Genomic DNA, 23,138 nt, shown 5'->3' with positions numbered 1-23,138 from the left:
CCCCGAGGTCCGCGACCGCCTCCTCGCCGCCCTCCGCCTCCCCCCGGCCACCGAGCCCGAGGTACTGGCCCGCCTCCTCACCACGGCCGCCCGCACCGTCCCAGACGGCTTCCTCCCTGCGGTCGAGGGTGAGGAGTACGTGGCCTTCGAACCGATGCTCCGTCTGCCTGCCGACTAGGACAGCCCCGCCGCGCGCCGCCTTCCGGACCCGACGCACCGCTACGGCGAGGCCATGACCGCACTGCCCGACTGGATGCGCCCGCCCCGCGCGGAGGGCTGTTCGCGGAGGATGTGGACCGCCTCCCCGAGGTTCGGCCCGGCGCATGCCGGATCTTTTTCGGGTGGGGCTGGGCCTGGAGCCGTTCACGGAGGTCGACCTCCTCGGGGATGAGCGGGCACTCGGGCCGCCGGATGCGTACGGGCTTGGGCCGCAGCGGCACGCCGTCGTCGGCCGCGGCTTCCGCGAGTGCCCGGTACAGCGAGGCGACGGACGGAGACTTGCCCGCCTTCTTGCCGAGCTTGATGGTCAGCTTCTTCGAAGCTCCGCCATCGTGAAGTGGCCTGACAGAGAGGTGGCGTGACCTCGTGTCGGGGTGCTCGTGCTGGTCGTGGACGGCGGTCTGTGTTGTGAATCGTCCAGCGGGGTGGTTCGCAGATGAGGTCACCGTCCTTGAGCGGTCTCCCCAACGACACGACCGTCCTCGACAGGAGTGCCATGTCCACCATCCAGCCCGTGATCCTGACCGCCGACCAGAACGTTCTGCTCGGCTTCTCTACGAAATTGCTCGGCGCTGAGGAGATCTTCCGGGTGCCGAAGGAAGGCGCCGCCTTCTACCTCGGCCTGCGCATCGGAGACCCCGGCCTCGGGCTAGTGGCCAAGGAGAACCCGGGGACCGGGGCAGCGCCGCGGATCCTGCTCAGCATCGGTGTCGACGACGTCGACGAGACGCTCGCCCGGGTGGAGGCGCTCGGCGGCTCGGTCAGCCGGGGCCCCAACGGCATGCCGTGGGGACAGCGCGTCGCCCACATCAAGGACCCCCGACGGCAACCCGGTGAACCTCACCCAGCAGACCCAGGCCCGGTGACGCTGATCCGGGGGCAGGCGCTGATCGTGGCCTCCAGGTGAGACTTCAAGGGCGTGAGCCAGGTCATCTGCGGAGGAACGCCGCCATGGTCGCGACGAACCAGTCGGCGTCGTCGAGCCACGGGTAGTGGCCTGCTCCCGGCTGCACCGCGAGCGCGGCGTCCCGCCATGTCGTCCCTACCAGCAGAGCCGTGGGTCCTGTTCGTGCTCAGGGGAGTGCCGCGACAGCGCTTCTTCTGCGCCCGGCCCGTCTGTTCGTTGTAGATATCCAGCTCGGGGGCTGTCGTCCCACCACGGCGGAGGCGGGGGGTGGATCCGTTGAGTGCGCGGAATCGATACCTCAGCCAGCACTCCATCATGGAACATCCACAGACCGAAGCAGTCATCGTCTTCGTCATGGAGCAAGACCTGCACGCACTCCGGGTTGTTCCACGGCAGCGCCTCCAAGTCCGTGAGAACCCCGTGGCGCTGGCTCTCACGGAAGAACTCGAGATACCAACCGCCAACGAACCAGTCCGGTATCCGCTCGAAGCAGCCGCGCCAGGCACGTGTCTCGTCGACCCGCGTCAGCGGCTCCATCACCTCGTCCTCATACCGTGCAAGGACCAGCACCTGCGCCATTCTGCTCATGCGGGCAGTTCATCCTGTAGGGCGGTCGAGTGGCAAGGTCGTTTCGACCGGTGCCACGCGGCCCGCTCCGGAGGGGGAAGGCGCGGCCGCGGGCACGGAGAGCGGCGGAGAGTGCGTCTGCCGCTCGCAGGAATCTGGGAGCCGGTGTGTATGTGAGTCACCGCGGCTTGGTGCCACGGGAGGGCCGCCTGCGGCACCCGGCCTCGGGCGACTCCGGCCGTACCCCTGGTCCCGTCACGGGCACCGGAATCTGACCCGCGCACTCCATGTCGGCACAGGCTGCCGGGCAGCCCAGCCCCCACTTCGGGGCGACCCGAGCACGGGACGGCGCCCTCGTTACGGGTGAGCGCGGGTACGCAGCAACGACGTCAGACGATCCGGGGTGGCGCGTCACACCACCGGCGGGACGCCGGCATGCCTGGGGGATCTGCGGGCGCTGTCCTTTGTGCTGGAGGCGCTGGACGAGGGCACCGACGCCTGGCGTGCTGTGCAGGTGGCCGGGCATCTGGGCGGGGCGGCCGGTGACCTCACGCCGAGGCTGTCGAAGCTCCTGGCGGAGGTGGACTTCGCAGACCCGTCGCAGTCGATGAGTGCCAATGCTCTGGTGTCCGCCCTGAGAGAGCTGGGTGACCCGGCGGCTGCACCGGCGCTGACCGGCGCCGTAGTCGCGGCCGTGCGCGAGGAGCAGTGGCATTCGGCCGCCTCCGCCCTGAACGCCCTGGCCTCTTTCGGCCCTGGTTCCGCCTTCGCCCCGGAGGTGGTCCGCCCGTTGGCCGACGCAGAGGATCTCCATGTCCGAGCGGCCGCGACGGAGGCGCTGTGGGAACTCGAGAGCGATGCGGCCGACGTTGTGCCACGGCTGGTTGATCTCCTTGACACCCACCGGCAGCAGGAGGCAGCCGAGATCCTGGGGCGGATCGGGCAGGATGCCGCACGCGCGCTTCCGCGTCTGCGGAAGATGCTGACAGCGGGCTACGAGTGGACCCGGGTCTGCGCCGCGGCCGCCCTGTGGGACATCGGCGGTGACGCCGAGGCGCGCGCCGTCGTGGAAACACTGCTTGCGGCCTGGGCGGAGAACGACGCGACGTCCAACCACGTCCTGGCCTGCCTGAGCCGCATGGGACCGGCCGCCCGGCCGGCCCTCCCCCGGGTCCGGGAAGAACTCACGCTCCTGCGCCGCAGCGGCCGCTACCACAGCATTTCCCACGACGAGGAACTGCAGGCCGCCTGCCGCGCCATCACGGCCCGCCTCTGAACAGACCCCTGGGAAGCGTCGGCAGCGCCCTCCGCCCATCGACGGGGCCTCCTGCCTGGCCTCCGGCCCGGAGGCCGCCCGTCCGCCAAACAGGTGAAGCGTCACACGGGCGCAAACCGTTTTCCTCGGCGGGGCGTCAGGGAAGGGGGACCGGCTGCCCCCGCGTTCTCGGGCGTGAGAGCGCGGAGCGCTCGGTCCGGGGAGCGCAGCGGACAGGGCACGCCCCGCAGGGGTGAGGAGCGCAGCGGATCACGCCTGCACGCGGCGGCCCGTTACCGGGCCACCCGGAACGAACGGGCCGTCAGGCCCCCGCCCCCTTCGTGCTTCGCTGCGCCCCGCTCAGCCACGCCGCCGCGCTCCCCGTACGGCGCTGCGGGGTCGCGCGGTCAGCGGCGGGCGCGGATCGCGGAGTCCTGGTCGAGGTGGACCACCAACTCCAGGAGCTCGGGGTGATCGGACAGGTCCAGGTGCCGCGGATCCGCTGCGTGTCGCAGCAGGCCGAGCATGCGGTGGACGATGTCGGCCTGCCGCTGGTGGAGCTGCCACTCCTCGTCGCCCGGGGCCAGACGGTCCGCACTCAGGTGGGCCCGTGGGTCTGCGCGGAGCCTCATGTGTTCGGCCAGACACTCCTTCAGGGCGCTGGGCCAAGTCATGCCGACGGGGCCCTGGCCCGCGCCGTCCTCGCTGACGGGGGCCGACATGAGCACCCCTTCCCGGGACCGGTTCGCCCGCTCTTGAAGATCCGGGATGGTGGTCAGGGCCAGGGCGGCGGTGCGGATGAGGCCGGCATTGGCCAGGGCCCAGTCCCGCTCCGCTCGGCGGCGACGGCGCTCACGTGTGTGCTCCACGCGCTCGTTCTGGGTGCGGGGGCGGGTTCCGTCGGCACGCGTGGACCGGCTGAGCTGGAGGTGACGTCGCTCGGCGGACTGTCGGCTCTTCATCTCCAGGGCGTCAGCGATCCGGGTCCATGTGACGCCGTAGGTCCGGGCCAGCGTGATCAGCATGAGCTCGTCGTCGAGAAGCTTGTCCCGCAGCGTGCCGAGCACGAGGAGCGCGGCGAGGACGTCGGTCTCGGACGCCTGGGGCCGGATGCGCCCCTGGGCGCGTCGGCAGATCTGGTCGTACCGGCGGGCAATCTCTAGTAATCGCTTCTCGTCGTACTCGGTGAGGCCGAGGGGGTCCTTGCGCCGGATCCCTCCCGGCGTCTCCAGCATGTGCGACCAGGCGCGCTCCCGATCGACCTCGGCTTCCGGACGGTCGGAGCGACGGGGCTTGCGTGTCGTCATGAAGACGACTCCTTTCGTCGTCCGTGTGACGACTGAATCGCCCGACGGGTCCGCCGGCTCTGCCGAACGTGCTGGGTTTCGTGCCCGGCCAGGCGGCACGGTGGCTTGTCTCCCTCCGGCGGGATGAAGCCTCGGGCGTTTCCCTTCCGGGCCCAGCGCGCACGCGCGGCCGCCAGCACGGCCAGCGTGACCGCGACCAGGACAGCGACTAGGTACTGCGAGACGACGCTCTCGATGACGGAATTCAGCATGGTGATCGGCGCACACGGGTGCGCGGGCTCCCTACTCAACAGGTGCTCTAAGGAACGCGCCGGGACAGCGCGGCCCGTCGGACAGAGGAACGTTGCGGCATGAAAACGGCCGACGGAGCGTCCCGGTGTCATGAGTCTGCCGGGCTTGTCAGGGGGCACTGCCACCAGCGGCTCCGGCACAGAAATTCGCCACGGTTCGCCAGACCCAGCTACAAGACAAATTCACATAAACGAGACTTCCGAATGTCGTCCTCCGGATGCATCCACGCGATAACAGCTGCGGCAGAGATGTCAGTTCGGGATTGCGTGGCTCGGCCCAGCGGGCCCGTGCAACGGTCAGCGTGCCGTGGCGGCCCGTCTCGGCCAGCACCTCGATCACCAGGTCGGCGACGAGAGCGGTGTAGGTCTCGCCGGTCTCGGTGCGGTGCTCCCCGACGGGGGGCGTCGGCCAGGAGCACGCCGAGCCGGGCGGCCAGGACCGGATCCAGGGGCGCCGAAAGGCAGGGTCGGCCTTCCCGGGCCGGGAGGAGCGCAAGGTGGGGCGGGCGGCGGCGGGGCCCGACGGAGCCGACCACCTGCGCATCCGTCGTGTCCGCGTGCCGGATCTTCACCCTCAACTGCACTACCAGTGCGCGAAATCCGGGTGGCTTCGCATAGCGAGATCACGGCCGCCGCCTGCGTTGGCGGGCCAACGCCGACGCTGACGTGCTGCCTTCGCGCTGAGACTCGTGCCAGCGCAGCCGCTCACGGCGAAGACGGCGCCGTCTTCGGTCTCTCCCTAGTCTCCTGCCCCATGCGGCGCCTACAACCAGAAGCAGCAGCAACGCCAGCAGGGCGGCCAGGACCACCTGAATCGTGCACGCTATTGGTAGGTCAGCAGAGGACAAGCCGTAGGCGATCACTGCCGAACATGCCGATCCCGTGCTCAGCACCAGGATGTATCGGCCCGTCGGATCAGGCACCGACTGCCCCTTGGCGGCCCACCGCTTGATGCCTTCCACGAACCAGAAGCCGGCCAATCCCAGCGCTTCGAGCGCTGACAGCAGCACGGCTAAGCCCAGATCCGCAAGAAACTCCATGTTCGCCATGCTCTGGGAGGCAGTCAGCAGTCCGTCAGAGTACGGCTACTCAGATACGCGGCTCACACAGCTTCACCGATTGGTGCAGCCAACACACCATGCCGTACGGCGCCCGAACGGGCACGGTGACCGGCCGGACTCGGCCATGACCCCTTCCACGCCCTGCGCCTGGAGGGCGTCGTACCACTTAAGGGCGAGCGCCCGATTGTCCATGGTCGGTGTGGTCTGGACCGGGGCCGACGTCCTGGAGGAGGTCGGCCAGGAGGGCGCGGCGGTCGGTGTAGGGGCGGGCGGCGACGGGGCAGTGGTGGGGGGTGCTCCAGGACGTCGAACGCGGCGTAGGAGGCCGGGCTACGGGCGGCTGGCTTCGTTGATCTCTAGGGCCTGTCTGACAAATGATCACCCGTGGACTCGCGGAGCCAGAGGATCAAGGAAGCCAGGACAACTCCGGCACGGTAGCGGTCGCCGAGCTTGTCGAACCGGGTCGCGATCGCGCGGAACTGCTTGAGGCGGGCGAAGCATCGTTCGACGACGTTGCGGTCGCGGTAGGTGACCTTGTCGAAGGCCGGCGGCCGGCCGCCGAGGGCTCCGCGTCGGTGGCGGTTCGCCGCCTGGTCGCGGCGCTCGGGGATCGTGGGAGCGATGCCCCGGCGCCTCAGCGGATGGCGGATGGCCCTGCTGGAATACGCCTTGTCACCCAGCACACGGTCCGGTGTCGTGCGCGGGCGGCCCGTGCCGAGGCGTGGGGTGCGGATGCCGTCGAGGACCTGGCCGAACGCCGTCGCGTCGTTGACGTTGCCGGGCGTGAGCACAATCGACAGGGGCAGGCCCCGGCCATCGACGGCGAGATGGACTTTGGTGGTCAGTCCGCCTCGGGAGCGGCCGAGGGCCTGGCGCGCCTGCGAGCGCCCCGGATCTTCCAGTTCGTCCCCGTTCACATCCCCTTTTTGCGGGCGCCGACTGCGTGCTGGTGGACTCGGTTGATGGTGGAGTCGACTGCTGGTGGAGTCGACGGAGACGGTCCATTCCGCCCGGCCCACCGCGTCATCGCGGACCTGAACGTGCTCCAGCAACCGTGCCCAGGTGCCGTCCGCCTCCCAGCGGGCGAACCGCTCGTAGGCGGTCTGCCACGGCCCGAACCGGTCGGGAAGATCCCGCCACGGAGCCCCGGTCCGCAGCCGCCACAACACCCCGTTGACCACCTGCCGGTGATCACGCCACGGACGGCCCCGTCCGTCCACCTGAGGCAAAAGGGGCTCTATCCGCCTCCATGCCGCATCCGTCAACTCACCTCGACCTGCCACAAGATCAATTATCAGACCGGCTATAGAGTCCTGCCCGTGGCGAATCATCAGGACGAGACCAGGACGGCCTACGACGGTGTCGTCGAGCTGTACGCATCGCTGTTCGCAAACCGGCTGGAGACACAGCCCTTCTCCCGGGCCATGATCGGCACCTTCGCCGAACTGGTGCGCGCGACGGGCAACCTGCGGACAGCGGACGTCGGGTGCGGGCCCGGACATCTGACAGCCATGCTGCACGAACTCGGCCTGGACGCCTTCGGACTGGACTTTGCCCCCGGCATGGTCGACCACGCCCGGCAGGCCCATCCGGCGATGCGCTTCCAAGAGGCGCGGATGGAATCCCTGCCGATCGAGGACGGCGCGCTCGGCGGCGTACTGGCCCACTACTCGATGATCCACACCCCTCCGGGAGAACTACCGGAGCTGCTCGCCGAACAGGTACGCGTCCTGGCACCGGACGGTCTGCTCCTGGTCTCCTTCTTCGGGACCGACGGACAGGAACCGGTCCGGTTCGACCACAAGGTGGCGCCCGCCTACAGCTGGCCGGTGGATCGCCTCGCCGAACTGCTGGGCGATGCTGGGCTCGATCCCTTCGCCCGGCTGCTCCACGATCCATCCTCTGATCTGGGCTTCCTCGACGCCCATCTACTGGCCCGCCGTTCGTAGCCACTGCCCAGTCCCCCCAGCCGATCGGCGCACCTCTGGATTGCCAGCTCAGCCGAATCTCGCTGATCAGACCGGAATTGTCAGACACCCCTAGGGCCTCACCCGGGGCACCGCCCCCTCCAGGAGGCCGTGCAGCATCACGATGGCCGGCAGCCGCCGCGCTGGACTTCGGCGGCCCTCTTTTGAAGGGCTCGGCGGCGCGGGCGCTGGGGTTTGAGGCGCTCCTGCGGCGTGCTGGTGAGCGCGCGTGATGGTGGAGTCGACGTTGATGTTCCAGTCGATGCCGCCTTCGGCGTCGGCGACGGACTGGACGTGCCGTAGGAGCCTCTCTCAGGTGCCGTCGGCCGACGACAGCAAGTGCCGCTTGTGGATGGTCTTCCACGGGCCGAAGCGTTCGGGCATCTCCCGTCACTGCACCCCGGTGCCCAGCTGGTGAATGATCCCGTTGATCACCTGCCGGTGATCGCGCCACCGGCCGCACCGGTTGGTACTTACCGGTAGTAGCGGCTCCGGCGCCGCCCACTTGCCGTCCGTCAGATCCCCCCGACTCAACATGGCCAGCCCCACGGTCTCCCTGCTCGCAGAGAGTACGGCTATTCGATGACCGCGGTGGCTTCGACCTCGACCAAGAGGTCCGGTTCCCCCAGCGCCGCAACGCCCAGCAGGGTGATCGGCTTGACCGGATCGATGCCGAGCTTCGCTGCCGCCCGGCTCACGCCCTCACCCAGCAGCGGCATCTTCTCGGGACTCCAGTCGACGACGTAGACGGTCAGCTTCGCCACGTCTTCGAAGGAGCCGCCGATCCCGGCCAGAGCGGTGGCGATATTGAGATAGCACTGCTCGACCTGAGCGGCGAAGTCTCCCTCGCCCACGGGCCGGCCGTCGGCGTCGCGGGCGACCTGCCCCGCCAGGAACACCAGCTTCGATCCGGTGGCGACCGACAGCTGCCGGTAGACCTCGGGCTTCGGCAACCCCTCGGGATTGACCAGCGTCACGGACATGAACGGCCTCTTCCTCTTGGCGTCGGGAGCAGCAGGATCAGCACCCCATGAAAGCATAGCGATGCTATGTATTGTGGTGCCATGGCGAGGACGAAAGATCCAGCGGTCCGCTCACTGCTGCTCGACCGGGCCGCACAGATGCTGAGGACGAGGCAACCGGTCACACTCCGTACCCTGGTCGCCGGAACCGGCGTGTCAACGATGGCCGTCTACACCTACTTCGGCGGCATGGACGGCCTGTGGAAGGCACTGCGGCAGGAAGGCTTCACACGCCTGGCCGCCCAACTCGCGTCCGTCAAGATGTCCGCGGACCCGGTACGAGACCTCGCCGCCCTGGGGGCCGCCTACCTGGCCAACGCCCTGGAGAGCCCCGACCTCTACCGTGTCATGTTCGACGCGGGCTTCGACCTCGAAGACACCAACGCCGCTGACGAAACCCTGCACCGCCTCGTACACGCCATCGAACGGGCCAAGGTGAGCGGCCGCTTCCGTGAAGAGGTCGACCCGCCAGAGCTTGCGACACAGAGCTGGACAATCGGCCACGGCCTCGCCTCACTTGTCGCCACAGGCCCCCTGCCGCAACAGGCACTCGCTCACGGCGTGCCCATGCTGACCGCACTTTTCACCAGCGCAGGAGACGAACCCGACCGATGCCGTCAGTCGGTCGAGCGCGGCTGGGGACGGATGCCCCCAGCCGCGCCCGGCTTTCACGATCGGGGAGGCAGGCCTTAGCCCGGGAACTTTACTGTCATGGGCACCGAACGTGTCGACCAGCGATCCGTTTCATGCTGGGAGGAGATCCACTTTCACGGACTGCTCTTCCGTTCTGCTGCGCGTCCCAGGGCATGCTCCACCGTTGTGTAAGCGGCCTGGGCATCCGCGCTTTCCTCTTCAAGGTCCCAGCCGTGCCGACGCAGGTATGTCATATATACGACAGCCTGTCGGCCGTCCATCGTTACCAGAACCTGCGGTGGCTGCTGGGGTGGGCCTGGCGCGGAGGCCACCTTCGCGACGAACCCGAAGAGCAGCGGCTTGGTTCCCATCCCATCGCTTCCACCGGGAACCGTACTGGTGCGCTCCCAGAACGACTCCTCAGTCAGCACTCGAACGGGTCTGAATCTGTTGCACCATCGCTGTCCACTTGAACCCCTTCTCCTGCGGTCCCTCATCGCACCCCGCCAAAGCGAGCACGGCTGCCGCCACAACCGCTGTAGTACCTCTCGCGAACACCGATCCGGTCATATCTGATTTCTCGTCACCCATAACCATGGCGAAACGGCGGCGGACGGTCCGCCGATGCCCGCCCGGGCAGTGCCCTTTCCGTGCGGCGTACTGGGTGGGCGGGGTGATGCCCCGCTCCGATGCCCTTCCGGGCGGCGGGCGGCGCGCCGCGAGGACAAGGGTGTGCTTCCTGAAGCACCTGTTGTCCGGCGTGTCCGGCGTGCTGCCCGGCAGGTACGAGGACGACCCCACCGCCTTTAGGCGGGGCGGGTGCGGGAGCGTGTCTGGAGGCCGAAGGCTTTGAGCAGTGCCTGCTGATCGGGCATTTCCAGACGGCGGGGCCGGTCTGTGGTGCAGGTGCAGGTGTCGACGCCGTTCACGGTGGCCCCGGGAAGGGGCTCGTTCCAGCTCGGCTTCTTACCGCGGGTGCACTCCCTTTGTGACTCTGCGCGCCCCCGTCGGGCAGGGGTAGCGCTGTGAGTGGGGGAGAGGTTGCATCTCGACGTGTGCGCCGGCCGTGCGCAGCCCAGGTCGGCGGTGCGGGTGGTCATGCACCGAGGCGCGGGCCTTGGGGCTGAGTTGGGGAGTGTTCATGAGCAGAGGCCGCCGCCTGCGAAGGATCATCGGTGTCCTGAGCGCTCTGGTGGCCGGGGAGGCGGGGCGTACGGCCGGCCGGTACGGGGCGCAGAGGACGGGGGCAGTGGTGTCGCGGGCGGCTGCGGTGCGCCGGGCTCTGGAGGACCTGGGCCCGCTGTACATCAAGGTGGGGCAGATGTTGTCGACCAGGCCGGACATGGTTTCCGCGGCGATGGTCGAGGAGCTTAGGAAGCTGCACGACCGGGTGGAGACGCGGCCGTTCGCGGACTTCGAACCGGTCCTCGCGGCTGAGCTGGGCGGCGGGTGGGCGGCGGGCTTTCTCTCCTTCGACGCGCAGCACCCCATCGGAACGGCGTCCCTGGCACAGGTGTACCGGGCCGTTCTCACGGATGGCACGCCGGTGGCGGTGAAGGTGCAGCGGCAGGGAGTGCGCGAAGTGATGGACGCGGACATGGCGCTGCTGAACACGCTGGCGCGCTGCGCCGCGCGGCGGGCGCCGCGGCTGAACGCGGTCATCGACTTCGAGGCGATGCTCGCTGTGCTGTTCGACGCCATGCGCCCGGAGCTGGACTTCGTCCTCGAAGCAGCGAACATGAAGGCGGCCCGCAAGGCCGCGGCCGGGTTCAAGCACATCGCCGTTCCCGAGGTCATCACGGCCACACCCCGGGTGCTGGTCCAGACGCTGGCCCCGGGCTGTTCGATCCGGGACGCGGATCCGGCGGCGTTCACGGTGCAGGAGCGCAAGGACATCGGACGCGATCTGCTGGCGTTCATGTACCGGGGCTACTTCGTCGACGGGTGGTTCCACGCCGACCCGCATCCGGGCAACATCTTCGTCCACCCCGGCGAGCCCGCCCACGTGATCGACTGGGGCATGGTCGGCCGCATGGACCGCTCCCTGAGCACCCACATCCTGCGCGTCCTGGTCAGCGTCGCCCAGAACGACGGAACAGCGCTCGCCCAGGCGTGGATCGAGATGGGCGAGGCCACGCCCTGGGCCGAGGTCAGCAAATTCAGCGCCGACATGGTGGCCCTCGTGCCGAAGGTCGCGGCGGCCTCGCTGGAGGACCTGGACTTCGGGCTCACTCTCACCGCAGTCCTCCAGCACTCGACCAGGCGCGGAATCAGGACCAGCCCGATGATCGCTGTGCTGGGCAAGTCCTTCGCGAACATCGAGGGCTCCATCCGCCACTTGAGCCCCGAACTCTCGCTCCTCGACGTCTTCGAGTCGGAGCTGCCCCCATATCGTCCAGGGCCATATCCGCAAGTTCGTGTCCGGCCCGCAGGCCTTCCACACCCTCATCGAGGGCATCGAGGGCGGCATCCGGATGTCGCAGCAGCTGCGCAGCATCGTCCGCGACCTCGCCGAACACCGGCTGACCGTGAACGTCACCCGCCCCCACGTGCCACCGGCACCCTGGGCACCGCCCCGCAGAGCCTTCCACCGGCTTCGCGACGCGGCGCTGCTCACGATGCTGATCCTGTGGTGGCGGCGGAACCGCACCACGCGCTGAGCCGGCCACCAGTAGGGCCCCGGCCGCGGCCACGTCCTCGATGCCCGTGGACATCGTTCGACCGCAGCTGGGCGTTGGCCGCCCCGGTCCGGGATGTCGGCGGGCCACCGGGCGCTCTCAGGGGGTGAACGGCTCCCACCACCAGGCGATCGTCGGGTAGGGAAGCGCTCCGGTGCTGTCGTCGGCAGGGTGGTCGGTGGTGGTGACAGTGTGGGCCGAGTCGGGCAGAAGGTAGCGGACGGCGGTGGCGGCGAAGCTGATGTTGCCGCTGATGATCAGGTCCAGTCCGCCCATGTACCGGACGAGATTGCCGCTCGCGCTGGTGAGAATGCGTCCGCGGAGCTGGAGGTAACGGCTCATCACCCGGTCGCGAAGGGCGACGCCCCGGACGACGGCTTCGGCGAGGCTGGTGCCGGGGTGTTCGTGCTGGAGAGCGTCGAAGAGGTTGCGCGAGCGGACCGGCTTCTTGAGGTCCTTGACCAGGGAGTAGCGGTCGTTGTCCAGCAGGGCGGTGAGCATGGCGGCCTCCGCGGCAGCGCGTACATCGGGGCGCGCCCACTGGTGTTCGTCCAGTTCGATGTTCTCGACGGCGTCGATGTAGGCGGCGGCGGAGTAGCAGCCGCCGGCACTGAACCGCTGGGCGAGGTAGTCGTTGACGTCGTCCCGGGTGCCGGTCTCGCGTTGGGCGGCTTCCCAGGACATGGCCAGCAGCCACTGGCTCTGCCCGGCGACGAAGCGCTCCCACTGCAGGGGAGTGAGGTGTGTGCGCAGTCGGCTGAACGCGTCGGCCAGGGCCGCGTCCAGGCCCACTGCCCCGGGCCAGGAGAGGGGGGAGCGGATGATGCGTTCCCACCGGCCGAAGGTCGCCACGATCTCGCAGGTCGGCCTGCCGGAGTTGACCAGGTCGTTGGCGACCCACGCCCAGGCGTTGTAGTCGCACAGCGCCTGGGCGACCTGCCCGCGGGCGTGGGGGGTCCCGTTGGTGGACCACGCGGCGGCGGTCAGCGCGTACTTGGCAGTACGCCGGTCGTCACCCGCCCCCAGGTCGTACTTCTGTGCCCAGGCCAGGGCGTTGTGCTGGAGCTGGTCGGCCTCCGGGCTGGTCTCGGGCGTGAGAGGGCAGTAGAACGTGAGCAGTTCGGCGGGCAGAGTTTCGGTCTCGCTGAGGGTGGTCACCGGCTGGTTCTCCTGTACGGGGCGGGACTGGTTCGCGGTCAGGCGGTACGTGTCACGGCGGCAGCGGCCAGGGACCTCAAGGTGGCAGTGGCACCTGGCCGCAGGGGGGCGTCGTCGAGGGCGGCCAGTGCTTCCTCGCACCGCTGGCTGATCAGGTTCTCCACGGCGGTTCGCGCGCCGGTGGCTCCGAAGACCTCGCGGATCGTCGACGCGTGCGCCTCGGTGAGGGCACGGTTGCCCAGACCGGTGCGCAGGACGGACGCCTGCGCCGGGGTCGCGCGCTGAAGGGCGGTGGCGGCCAGCACGGTGTGCTTCCCCTCGCGAAGGTCGTCGAGGACGGACTTCCCGGTGCGCTCCGGGTCGCCGTACACACCCAGCAGATCATCACGCAGCTGAAAGGCCTCGCCCAGCGGCAGGGCGTACGCGGACAGGGCCGCGAGTGCCCTGGTGCCGGCTCCCGCGAGGTGCGCGCCGAGCTGGAGCGGCCGCTCGCAGGTGTACTTGGCTGTCTTGTAGCGGATGACACGCCGGGCGGCGGTGACGTCGGGACGGGCGGCGGCGCCCGGTCCGGAGCCGAGGAGGTCGAGGTACTGGCCGACGAGCGTCTCGGTCCGCAGGGCGTTGAACAGCGGCCACGCCCGGCTGAGATGCCGGGCCGGGCCGGGCCGTGTGGTGTGCAGCAGTTCGTAGGACCACCCCAGGGCGAGATCGCCCAGAAGGATCGCCGCGTTCACCCCCAGAGCGGCGGCGTCCCGGTCCGCGTGGCGGGCGGCGAGAGAGCAGTGCGCGGTCGGCTGCCCTCGCCGCGTCATCGAGGAGTCCATGATGTCGTCGTGGATCAGAGCGAAGAGGTGGAACAGCTCCAGGGAGGCTGCCACCCGCCAGACCGCCTGTGGCGGCTGCCGGTCGGTCACCGACTGCCAGCCGACGACACACAGCACGGGCCGGATGCGTTTGCCCCCCCGCGGCGATCATGCTCCGGAGCATCCCTGCGAACAGGTCCAGCTCGGGAAGGTCTGGGGCATTGTCGATCTGTGTTTCGAGGAACTCGTGCAGCAGGGACTCGACCGCACCGGGAACGTGTTCGGGATCCAGCGGCGTACGGGATGTGGTCAGCGTGATCACATGGCACCTTCCTGGACGGAGACAACGGTGGGGATCAGCGGGACAGGCCGTAGCGAAAGCCCGAACGCCGCAAGAAGCCCGCTCGTCGCGTCCCGGGACCGGTCAGAAGAAAGCACTCGTCATGGTTCTCCGTTCCCCCGCTCCCATACAGGCGCGAACCGTCGGCGCGCGACGCAGGGTGCTCTCACGAATACGCCGATCACCCGGAAGATGGATCACCCGGCAGCCATAGTCCCGACGCTCGCAACCAGCCATCCCATGCTGAACAGACGCAACGGGCCAACCAAGCGCAACAACCCGTCCGGTTCCGGCGAAGCCCGCGTTGAGACTCGGAGCAGCAGACCGTCAACGAGGAACGGCGCACGTTCGGCCGGCGCGAGTACGAACGACTTCGCCCCACCCGTTCACTGAGCGTTTTCAGCTTCGCCACTCCAGGGTGACGCCATGGTCCTCGCTTGAGCCCTGAAAGCTCCTCGGCTGGGCCTGCCGGGCATGGTGGGTTGTCTGTGGAAAGTCGCAGGCGGTCACTTCGCTGAGGGGCTGGCTCCGCCTTTCTGGGCGGAAGACGATCACAGGAAGGGATGGAACGCATGATCGAAGTATCATCCCTGCAAGGTTCTCCGGCCCGTACTTCCCGACCTCCGCAGTGGCGTAGTCGGATGGAGGCATCCCTGTGGAGAGGACAGAGGGCGATGAGTGTGGCAGAGAGTTGGTCGCGTGTGATGAATCTGCTTCGGGAGCACGCGCCGGCCGATCACGCGGATCTGCCCGGGCCCGCTACGGAGCAGATGCTCGCGGCAGCCGAGGAACGGATGGGGATGTCCCTGCATGGGGACCTGCGGACGTGGCTGTTGCAGAACAATCTGGATCTGTCGGAGGAAGATTTCGACGACGAAGTGCAATGTTGCGGTTTCGATGGGTTCCCCGAAGAGGGGAGCTTCTTTCTGGGCATCCGGGCGATGGAGAGGCTCTACGCGAACCGTTCCACGCCCTGCGGATTCGACCCGCCGGACCAGCCGGACTACCCGTTCTGGCGCAACGAGTGGGTCCCGTTCCTGTCGGACCAGGACGGCTGGATGGGAAAGTTCATCGACGTGAGGGACGGACGTATCGGCAGATGGTTCGTGGGTGAGCCCACGGTCACCGGCGAGTACGCGTCACTGGCTCACTACTTCGACTCCGTGGCGGAGATGCTGACGAGGATCGGCGCGGGGGACTATCCGGTCTGTTCCGTTGCCGAAGGGCGACTTGTCTGGTCGTGAGACGGTTCCCCACTGGATGACGGCCATTGCCGATCCGTTCTCCCCCCTGGAAGGGCAATGAGTTTCATCAGCGTTGACGTTCCAGAGTGAGGATGGCTGCGGCAATGACGGTCATGCGGTTGGGGCTACAGCGGGCCCGGCGGAAGATCTGCCAGTACTTCAGCCTTGCGATGCCTCGTTCGACCGGTGCCCGTGCTGCTGACAGGGCCCGGTTGATTGTTCGTTGGGTCGTGGTGAGGTCCCGGTTCGGGAGCCGTCTGATCGGTGTGGTCACCCAGGAGCCGACTCCGATGTAGGCGCGGTCGGCGAGGACGGGGACGCCCTGGCATTCGCAGATCCGGATGATGCGGTGGGTGCGGGCCGCGGTCAGGTCGTGGGTGCGGCCGAGCAGCGCGGGTGAGATCCACAGCAGCTTGCCTGTGGGGTCGGCGATGACCTGCACGTTCACGCCGTGGCGACGGTGCTTCTGCGAGAAGTCGCTCCGGCTGTCTCCGACGCGGTCGCACTCGGCGAGCGTCCCGTCGAGCAGGACGTGCTCAGGATCAGTCTCGCGTAGGACACGCAGCAGGCCGGGTGCCCGTCGGGAGGTGGTCGATGACGGCCGTGACGTATACGTGGGCGGTGCCGACGGATATGCCGAAGCCGGCGGCGATCTGCGCGAGCGTGTCGTGGCGGCGAAGGTAGACCAGGCCGACGAGGGCGCGCTGGTGGGGCGGGAACTTGCAGCGGCGGTTCCCCTCACGGGTGACGATGAGCATGGATACCCACTCGACCAAGGCGTGCGGCAGGTCGGCGAACCCATGAGGCTCCTGTGTTGATGAGTTGAGATGTCGAACATCTCGCTCAACGGCACGGGAGCCTCGTGCGTTGCGGAACGCTGGCCCGTCACCCGGTCGGTGGCCGCTCTGAAAGAGCTCACTGCCAGCCCAGCGCCTCGCCGAGCCGCGACCGTCCTTCCGAGAGCTGCGTGCCATAGCCGTCCAGCCGGACCAGCTAGCGCGCTAAGCAACATCCACACCCCGGAAGTGGCACGCCGCCTACCCGCGCCCGCGCAATGCCGCCGAACTGCGCCGCTTGCTCACGCTGTCGACCCGGATCGAGTGGCATCCGTTCTGGTCCACCCGAGACGGCTGGGCGCCCTGGCCCGGCTTGAAAAGCGGAGGCTGAGGAGCCGCTGACCTCGCGACTTGGCAGCGCCACGCGAAGGCGCTCAAGCAGTACGTCTCGGACGTGAGCCTGTTATCAGGTGGCCGGCGCGGGTTGTTGTGTGGTGTCGAGTCGGTCGAGTGCCCGGTAAGGGCCCGATCAGCCGTGCCCGGTTCTGGACTCTTGCGGTGGTGGTGGCGGGGCCGGTCGAGAGGCGGTTCACCGCTTCCCTCAGCACCGCTTTGGTCAGCGGGCGCAGTTCGCTGTCCGCCGGGAGTGCCTCGAACCGCTGCCGGAGGTCGGCGGCCACGCATCGTGCGTGGCCGGTGAGCTGGAGGCCGATCTGCGCACAGTCCGCCGCCCGCACGCCGACCGGGTTCGGGCCCCTGGCCAGGACCGCGGCGGCGAGTGCGAGGTGCGGGTCACGGTCCAGCGGCAGCCCGCCGGTCACCACACCGGTCGGGTCGTACACCACCGTGCTGCTCATGCCCTCAGCTCCTCCGGTCCCAGGCGTGCCTGGAGTTCGGTGGGGTCGGTCGCGACGACGAACAGCCCCTGCTCCAGCAGCCAGGTGCGTTCCCTGTCCCAGTCCGCGGCGCGGTAGGCGATGTGCGCGAAGGAGGGGACCACCACCCCGTGGACCAGGCGGCCGGTTGCTGCTGCCCGTACCCGCTGCCACCCGGCCCGCATGGCGGGGGCTTGGTCGAGCGGCCCGCTGTCGGCGACCGCACAGCCGGCCGGGACGACCCACCCCCGGTCGTGTGCGTAGGCGGTGAGGTCATCGAGGACCAGGTGCTCGACGCCCCGCAGCGGCGCCACCGCGTACAGCGCGGCCGCGGGGCACGGCCCGAGGACCGGCACTGTCCCGGCCGGCGCGGTGTTGCGGGTGCTGCCCGGCAGCAGGTGCGGCAGCGACAGCCAGCCGGTGCGGACCGTGTCCCACCGCTTTCCGGCGACGCCGATCCGCGCGCCGGGGCATTCGGGGATCTCGGTACTGCTGCTGGCCGTGGTCACGGGCCTCTCCCTGGTCGGCGGTGAGGCCGAGGACCGTACGGCAGGATCGCCGGGAGAACCCGGTCTGTGAGACCGGGCTGTCCCGTGGACCGTGAGGCGGCCGGTCAGCGGGTTCAGACCAGGTGGAGGCGTTCGGCGATGCCGGTGACCTGCCGCCGGTAGGTGGGCCGGGCCCGGTGCATCAGGCCGATGACCATCTGGCGGCCGAGCGGGCTGCGTTCCAGGTCCTCGGGGGCGAGCTGCTCCAGTTCCAGCAGGTGCACCAGGACGGCGGCGTCGTCACGGCGGAGGTCGTAGCAGCGGGCGACTTCCAGGCCGAAGGTGAACTGCCGCTCGCGGGACGGCAGGGACGACACGTCGATCCGGTCGGTCAGCCGCAGGCCCTCCACGGTGTCACCCGCCGTCATCTCGACGCTCAGTGCGTGCAGGGCCACGTTCGTCGGCCCGAACACCGTCCACAGGACGTTGCTCTCGCCGGAGCGCCGCGCGAGCCGCACAGCACCCGTGGTGAGCCGGTCCCTGGCCGCCCACGGGCGTCCGCGCGCGTCCGCGACCACGACGACCAGCTCCAGCGCCCTGCGAACGGCAGCGACCGCGGGGGAGTCCACCGCGGCGGCGAGATCCCGCGAAGCGCCCATCGCCACGCCGGCCGCCTCCTGCTCCCGGCCGGGCTGCGAGAGCAGTACGTGGCCCAGGTTCCACTGCGCTGCCGCGATCCGCAGTGGATCGTCGGCGTCCTCGGCGGCGCGGAGCGCCCGCTCCGCGACCATCATCGACAGGTCGAGCCGCCCGATCCTGCGGCAGTACGAACGCAGCAGCCCATACAGATCGGCAGCCACCCGCAACACCTCCCGCCGCTCACCGGCATCGGCACCGGCGCTGGTCCGCAGCGCGCGCACGGTCCCTTCAGTGTCGCGGACCAGACCGGGCAGGAGAATCTCGGCCTCGGTGAACCGTGTCGACGAGGTCTGCCAGACCTCCCACGCCCGCTCCACCCGGTCCCGTAACTCGTCGGCGGGTGAGGGGCGCAGGGCTGCGTCCTTCCGCCGCAGCAACGCCTGCACCACGGCAGCGCCGCCGGTCACAGCCGGTTCGGTCCTGGCAGGTGGGGTGCCATCGTCGCCCAGCAGCGTCCCGACCGCGACGCCGAGTTCGCCGGCGAGCTTGGCCAAAACGTCCCCCGAAGGCTTCTTCCGGCCCCGCTCGATCTGCGAAAGGTAGTCGGTGCTGAGGCCGCAAAGACCCGCGATGGCGGACTGCGGGCGCCCATCACGCCGACGAGCCGCGCGGACGAGCGCCCCCGTGGGGAGCGCGGGCAGATCCGTCAAGACGCCTTCATGGTCGGGCCGTTCTCTCAGCCTAGAGCGATCCGGGCCCTGGACTGCCCACTCACCCCAAGGTGTGAAACCGTGGCCCAGGCCATGTGCTGTCCGTGCTCCGGGAGGCCACCTTGAAGCTCGTTCTGTGGGACATCGACCACACCCTCATCGCGACCCGGGGCCTCGGAAGAGAGATCTTCGCAGACGCCTTCGAACAGGTCACCGGTACACCGATGCGCGAACAGGCCGCCGTGGACGGGATGACCGAACCCGTCATCTTCCGCCGGACCGCCCAGCTGCACGGCATCACCAGCGACCGCACCATGTTCAACGAATTCGCCCGCCGCTCCACCGAACTCCACCGCCAACGGGCCCACGACCTGCGCGAGCGCGGACACGCGCTGCCCGGTGCCGCGGCCGCCCTCGACACGGTGGCAGCCATGGACGACGTCGTGCAGAGCATCGTCACCGGAAACATCCGGGCAGTCGCCAAGACCAAGCTCCAGGTCTTCGGACTCGACACCTACATCCAGTTCCCGTACGGCGGATACGGCGACGACCACGACGACCGCGCCGATCTGGTCCGCAGCGCCATCGCACGCACCCGCGCGGCCAAAGGCGCCCACGTCGCCCTGACCGACGTCCTGCTCATCGGAGACACCCCCGCCGACGTAGCCGCCGCACGCGCGTCAGGCGTCCCCGTACTGGCCGTCGCGACCGGTCGCACCTCGGCCACAGAACTGGCTGAAGCCGGGGCCACCACCACGATCAACGATTTGCACGACGCTGCCCCGCTCCACGACCTGCTTCGCTGACTGGTCAACGAGTCCGCACGGCCCGGCCGGAGCTGCGTCATCGGGCTCTTCCACGCCATGCTGCTCGGCTTTCCCCCGGGGGCCGGAGAGATCGGGCGGTGAGAGGGGGGCTGTGGTGGTCGAACCGGCGAGGAGTGGTCGCCGGTCCGACGGTTCGATCATGCTCTGGCCGGGTGCCGGGTGCCGGGTGCCGGGTGCCGGGTGCCGGGTGCCGGGTGCCGGGTGCCGGGTGCCCGGTGTTAGCCGGTGCGGGCGGCGTCGAGTGCCGTGTGGATCCGTGGACCGGTCGGTTCTCACCGCTGAGTGATTGTCAAGACCCGTGGATGGGAGCCGCGCTGACCCATTGGTGGTAGAGGTCTACGTCGACGTTGCTGCCGCACACGATGGTGACCACGTGTCGGCCGGCGAAGCGGTCGCGGTCTTCGAGGATCGCCGCGATGCCGAGCGCGGCCGACGGTTCGACGACGAGGCCGGCGTGGTCAAGGAGCATCCGCATACCAGCGATGATCGACGCCTCCTGGACCAGTACGGCGTCGTCAGCGACCAGGAGGAGGTCGTCCAGGACGGCCGGGATGGGACGCCGACCGGCGACGCCGTCGGCGATGGTGTCGGTCGAGTCGGTGGTGACGACACGCCGCTGGCGCCACGAGTGTGTCAGTGCTGGCGCACCCAGCGGTTGGACGCAGATCACCTCGACTTCGGGTGCCAATGCCTTCACCACATGGCCCACGCCGGTGGCCAGCGCCCCGCCGCCGAGAGCAAGCAGAACGATGTCGAACGACGTCGCGGTGTCCACCAGTTCCAGGCCGATGGTCGCCGCGCCCTCGCAGGTCTCGATGTCCAGGCTGTCTTCGACCAGCCGGATGCCGGCGTACCGCGCGACGGCAGCCGCCCGCTCGCGAGCCATCTCGTGGTCGCCGTCCACCAGCTCCAACCCGGCGCCCAGTGCGCGGATGCGATCGAGCTTGGCCACAGTCGCAAAGCGGGATGCCACGACGGTCACGTCGAGCCCCCGGCCGCGACCGGACCACGCGAGGGCTTGGCCAAGGTTGCCCGCGCTCGCGCACACCACGGCTTGCGCGCCATTGTCGGCGAGCAGGGTCGCCACAACCTCGGTGCCGCGGGCCTTGAAGCTGCGGACAGGGTTCGCCGTTTCGAGCTTGATACTCACCGTGCACCCGAGGCCGGGCTCCAGCGCCTCGCAGCGGTACAGCGGAGTGTCGAGAAAAACCGGGTCGATTACCCGGCGAGCCGCTCGGATCCGATCAGTGTCGAGACGCGTCTCCTGCACGACACAGCAGCGTAGCGCCACCGGCGCTGTTCCATGAGTAACTGTCATAGCCGCAGCCTCTACCGGCTACCGCTGTCCGGCGCCCCTGCTCACGGCCTGAGCCGGTCCTGCTGCACGTCGAAGCAGAGCAGCCCCATGGGCTCCGCTACGGCTGCCGCATGGGCCGACGCTTCCTCGGTTCTGCCCCAGGCCAATCCGAAGTAGACCTGCGGACCACTTGCACCGTCGATCAGCGGCCCGGCCGACCACGGCGACGCCCCCTCCTCGTCGACCAGACCACCCCCAAGGTCCACGCCCTCTATCAGTCCTGGGGCTGGACGACTCTCGGGGACCTGCGCCCCCGCCTCCCCGACGCCCCGATCTTCCACGCCATGCTGCTCGACCTTCCCCTGGAAGCCGGGGGAGCCGGGCGGTGAGAGTGCACTGTGGTGGTCGGACCGGCGTGGAGTGGTCACCGGTCCGACGGTTCAGTCATGCCTTGGCAGGGTGCCCGTGTCAGCCGGATCGGTTGTCGCCGGTGGGGACGACTCGGAGGTCTTTGCCGTCTCGTCCGGAGAGGGTGCGGCGGTGCATGTCCTTACCGTCCCACCAGGTGATGGTGGCCTTCCAGCGGGTGTCGTAGCGCTCGGTCCGCCCGATGAGGAACAGCGAGTAGAAGTCGCCTTCATCGATGGTGTGGGGCAGGCTCACGGACTGGCCCTGGTCCGCTTCGAGCTGACGGGCTGCCTTCTGCTGAGGACTCCGCAGCAGATACGCGGCTGGAACCGGCTGGTTCAGCGGGAGGGTGTCCAGATCCACCGCGAGGTACGAGGGCTCATCCGGTCCGCTGCCGCACCCGGGAATCCCCGTGACCGTGCCCGGCGCGCCCTTCTCCCGGTGCGTCACCGTGACCGAGATATCACGGACCTCGACCGACGAGCCTGCGTCGCCGTGCACCGTCACAGCAGCCTCCAGAATCCCTGCATGAACGGCTCGCCCTTCCCGCACCCACTGCGCGAGCTGGTCGGGATTCGCCCGTGCCACCTGAGCACTGATCGAGGGGTCACCGCCGGGGACGTACCAGCGGTTCAGACAGGCCTGCTCGTTCGGCTCGACGAGCAGCGTCGCCGAGTCCTCGGGAAAGACCTTCTGCCAGGCGGAGACGACTGCCGGCGAGGCAAGACCGATCGCGGTGACCACCAGGGCCCACAGCGCGATCTTGTCGGTCGTCGAGGTGCCCCGGTAACGTCGGCGTACCCGCCGAAGACGGGAGTCCGGTGGCACCCCGGGAACCGGAGGCACGGGACGAACCGGCACCACCGGCACCGTTGGTGAGGCAGGCGTTCCCCCACGGGCTGGAGGCAGTGGCGGGCTTCCGCCGTCATGCCGCTGTGAGTCTCTCGAACTGCCCAAAACAGTGCCCCCTGGTGTAGCCATCTTTCAAAGCTCGAACCCAGCTCAACGGCCAAGATCGAACACCGCAACATAGCAAGAGGACCACCCCCTGCTGACGGCAGTACGTCAGCACTTGATCGTCCTCGGTGCACCGGGTGACGAGGTAGCTGAGCACACCCAGCGGAGAGGTTCGCACCGTCAGTTCGGCGTTATCGAGGACGCCGTCGGACTCGTCGTCACCGTCGTTGGTGCCGTACTTCCAGACCGTCTATTTGTGCTCCCACGAGGGCTCGTCGAGCGGGTGAGTGCTGCAGCCGTTGCGCACGTACGGGGGATGCGCCGGTGCGCCCGGGTCAGCCGTCCGCGCGGTCAGGACCGAGGCCAGTGCCCACACGTTCAGCCCGGTGTCGGCCACGAGGGAGAGCGGCACGCGCGCACCCTGCTGCGCGTCGCCCCGTGCCGGTGCCTGACCGGTCTCTCCGGAGCGCCGGCGGCGGCAGTCTCAACGGCGGTGCGGGACGCGACGGCGGGTCGTGATCGGGACGCCCGTCGCGTGCCTGGCAGACCGTCCGGTTGTTGTCCGTCACGAGGTCCGTTTCGGGGGTTCCCGGTGCGCGCCGCCGACCTGTGGCCGGGCGGGTCGTGCACCGTGCGGGCCGGTGGTCCCGCGGCCAGTGGCGGGGGTTCAACCAGTGGGTGGGCGTCGCTTCGTTGTGGGTGTGTGGGGT

20 protein-coding genes and 4 pseudogenes are annotated in these 23,138 nt (G+C 69.1%); 9 read left to right on the top strand and 15 right to left on the bottom strand.

Annotated elements, in window-relative coordinates:
• Positions 1-232: 232 nt before the first annotated feature.
• Positions 233-309 (top strand): annotated as a pseudogene (locus tag HET64_RS39120) (Uma2 family endonuclease); the annotation flags it as partial.
• A gap of 406 nt (positions 310-715) precedes the next feature.
• Positions 716-1,085, top strand: a pseudogene (locus HET64_RS19730) (VOC family protein).
• Between the two features lie 63 nt (positions 1,086-1,148).
• Here HET64_RS19730 and HET64_RS39115 read toward each other — a convergent pair.
• Positions 1,149-1,247, bottom strand: a pseudogene (locus tag HET64_RS39115) (alpha/beta hydrolase); the annotation flags it as partial.
• 14 nt (positions 1,248-1,261) lie between these two features.
• Positions 1,262-1,714 carry a hypothetical protein gene (locus HET64_RS19725; RefSeq protein WP_215107420.1) on the bottom strand — a complete coding sequence of 151 codons (453 nt, stop codon included), beginning with the start codon at positions 1,712-1,714 and terminating at the stop codon, positions 1,262-1,264.
• A gap of 382 nt (positions 1,715-2,096) precedes the next feature.
• Between HET64_RS19725 and HET64_RS19720 the strand changes: the two genes are divergently transcribed.
• The gene (locus HET64_RS19720) at positions 2,097-2,969 is read left to right on the top strand and encodes a HEAT repeat domain-containing protein (RefSeq protein ID WP_215107418.1); all 873 of its coding nucleotides are present in this window, start codon (positions 2,097-2,099) and stop codon (positions 2,967-2,969) included.
• Between the two features lie 386 nt (positions 2,970-3,355).
• On the opposite strand, the gene HET64_RS19715 is transcribed toward HET64_RS19720, so the two are convergent.
• The 3 genes from HET64_RS19715 to HET64_RS19705 all read right to left on the bottom strand — a co-directional run bounded on the left by HET64_RS19715 (position 3,356) and on the right by HET64_RS19705 (position 6,937).
• Positions 3,356-4,255: a hypothetical protein gene (locus tag HET64_RS19715; RefSeq protein ID WP_215107416.1), complete on the bottom strand. Its 900-nt coding sequence runs from the start codon at positions 4,253-4,255 to the stop codon at positions 3,356-3,358.
• A 913-nt stretch (positions 4,256-5,168) separates the two neighbouring features.
• A complete protein-coding gene (locus HET64_RS19710; protein WP_215107414.1) occupies positions 5,169-5,585 on the bottom strand; it encodes a hypothetical protein in 417 nt (138 codons plus the stop codon).
• Between the two features lie 377 nt (positions 5,586-5,962).
• Complete coding sequence (locus HET64_RS19705) at positions 5,963-6,937, bottom strand: IS5 family transposase (RefSeq protein WP_215107412.1); 975 nt, start codon at positions 6,935-6,937, stop codon at positions 5,963-5,965.
• Between HET64_RS19705 and HET64_RS19700 the strand changes: the two genes are divergently transcribed.
• A complete protein-coding gene (locus tag HET64_RS19700) occupies positions 6,926-7,555 on the top strand; it encodes a class I SAM-dependent methyltransferase (protein WP_215107410.1) in 630 nt (209 codons plus the stop codon). The genes HET64_RS19705 and HET64_RS19700 overlap by 12 nt on opposite strands.
• A gap of 593 nt (positions 7,556-8,148) precedes the next feature.
• Here HET64_RS19700 and HET64_RS19695 read toward each other — a convergent pair.
• Positions 8,149-8,556 carry a RidA family protein gene (locus HET64_RS19695; RefSeq protein WP_215107408.1) on the bottom strand — a complete coding sequence of 136 codons (408 nt, stop codon included), beginning with the start codon at positions 8,554-8,556 and terminating at the stop codon, positions 8,149-8,151.
• A gap of 201 nt (positions 8,557-8,757) precedes the next feature.
• On the opposite strand from HET64_RS19695, the gene HET64_RS19690 reads away from it, so the two are divergent.
• Both HET64_RS19690 and HET64_RS19685 read left to right on the top strand, forming a co-directional pair.
• Positions 8,758-9,288: a TetR/AcrR family transcriptional regulator gene (locus HET64_RS19690; RefSeq protein WP_251145567.1), complete on the top strand. Its 531-nt coding sequence runs from the start codon at positions 8,758-8,760 to the stop codon at positions 9,286-9,288.
• A 1,081-nt stretch (positions 9,289-10,369) separates the two neighbouring features.
• The gene (locus tag HET64_RS19685) at positions 10,370-12,016 is read left to right on the top strand and encodes an AarF/ABC1/UbiB kinase family protein (RefSeq protein WP_215107404.1); all 1,647 of its coding nucleotides are present in this window, start codon (positions 10,370-10,372) and stop codon (positions 12,014-12,016) included.
• Here HET64_RS19685 and HET64_RS19680 read toward each other — a convergent pair.
• Positions 12,006-13,064, bottom strand: a complete 1,059-nt coding sequence (locus HET64_RS19680) for a hypothetical protein (protein WP_215107402.1) — start codon at positions 13,062-13,064, stop codon at positions 12,006-12,008. The two genes, HET64_RS19685 and HET64_RS19680, sit on opposite strands and share 11 nt — an antisense overlap.
• Positions 13,065-13,102: 38 nt before the next feature.
• The gene (locus HET64_RS19675; protein WP_215107400.1) at positions 13,103-14,005 is read right to left on the bottom strand and encodes a polyprenyl synthetase family protein; all 903 of its coding nucleotides are present in this window, start codon (positions 14,003-14,005) and stop codon (positions 13,103-13,105) included.
• Positions 14,006-14,881: 876 nt separating this feature from the next.
• Here HET64_RS19675 and HET64_RS19670 point away from each other — a divergent pair.
• Complete coding sequence (locus HET64_RS19670; protein ID WP_215107398.1) at positions 14,882-15,451, top strand: SMI1/KNR4 family protein; 570 nt, start codon at positions 14,882-14,884, stop codon at positions 15,449-15,451.
• A 67-nt stretch (positions 15,452-15,518) separates the two neighbouring features.
• On the opposite strand, the pseudogene HET64_RS19665 reads toward HET64_RS19670, so the two are convergent.
• The 4 genes and pseudogenes from HET64_RS19665 to HET64_RS19650 form a co-directional block, all read right to left on the bottom strand.
• Positions 15,519-16,209, bottom strand: a pseudogene (locus tag HET64_RS19665) (transposase family protein).
• Between the two features lie 452 nt (positions 16,210-16,661).
• The gene (locus tag HET64_RS19660) at positions 16,662-17,084 is read right to left on the bottom strand and encodes a restriction endonuclease (protein ID WP_251145566.1); all 423 of its coding nucleotides are present in this window, start codon (positions 17,082-17,084) and stop codon (positions 16,662-16,664) included.
• Entirely contained in the window at positions 17,081-17,611 is a 531-nt protein-coding gene (locus tag HET64_RS19655; RefSeq protein ID WP_215107397.1) for a hypothetical protein, read from the bottom strand. The genes HET64_RS19660 and HET64_RS19655 overlap by 4 nt, the downstream gene beginning before the upstream one ends.
• Before the next feature lie 113 nt (positions 17,612-17,724).
• A complete protein-coding gene (locus tag HET64_RS19650) occupies positions 17,725-18,939 on the bottom strand; it encodes a helix-turn-helix transcriptional regulator (protein WP_251145565.1) in 1,215 nt (404 codons plus the stop codon).
• A gap of 122 nt (positions 18,940-19,061) precedes the next feature.
• Here HET64_RS19650 and HET64_RS19645 point away from each other — a divergent pair, with 122 nt between their 5' ends.
• Entirely contained in the window at positions 19,062-19,745 is a 684-nt protein-coding gene (locus HET64_RS19645) for a haloacid dehalogenase-like hydrolase (RefSeq protein WP_215107396.1), read from the top strand.
• Between the two features lie 310 nt (positions 19,746-20,055).
• Here the strand turns inward: HET64_RS19645 and HET64_RS19640 are convergent, their stop codons facing one another.
• Positions 20,056-21,036, bottom strand: coding sequence for a threonine/serine dehydratase (locus HET64_RS19640; protein WP_215107395.1), 981 nt, complete (start codon positions 21,034-21,036; stop codon positions 20,056-20,058).
• Positions 21,037-21,194: 158 nt separating this feature from the next.
• On the opposite strand from HET64_RS19640, the gene HET64_RS19635 reads away from it, so the two are divergent.
• Positions 21,195-21,452, top strand: coding sequence for a hypothetical protein (locus HET64_RS19635; protein ID WP_215107394.1), 258 nt, complete (start codon positions 21,195-21,197; stop codon positions 21,450-21,452).
• Between the two features lie 79 nt (positions 21,453-21,531).
• Here the strand turns inward: HET64_RS19635 and HET64_RS19630 are convergent, their stop codons facing one another.
• Positions 21,532-22,299 (bottom strand): hypothetical protein, encoded by a 768-nt coding sequence (locus HET64_RS19630; RefSeq protein ID WP_215107393.1) that lies wholly within the window; start codon positions 22,297-22,299, stop codon positions 21,532-21,534.
• Between the two features lie 379 nt (positions 22,300-22,678).
• Positions 22,679-22,840, bottom strand: coding sequence for a hypothetical protein (locus HET64_RS19625; RefSeq protein ID WP_215107391.1), 162 nt, complete (start codon positions 22,838-22,840; stop codon positions 22,679-22,681).
• Between the last annotated feature and the right edge of the window lie 298 nt (positions 22,841-23,138).

This window comes from Streptomyces sp. McG3, from assembly GCF_018619185.1.
Lineage (GTDB): Bacteria > Actinomycetota > Actinomycetes > Streptomycetales > Streptomycetaceae > Streptomyces.
The sequence above is the reverse complement of the archived record's forward strand: the minus strand, read 5'-3'. Positions and strand labels throughout refer to the sequence as shown.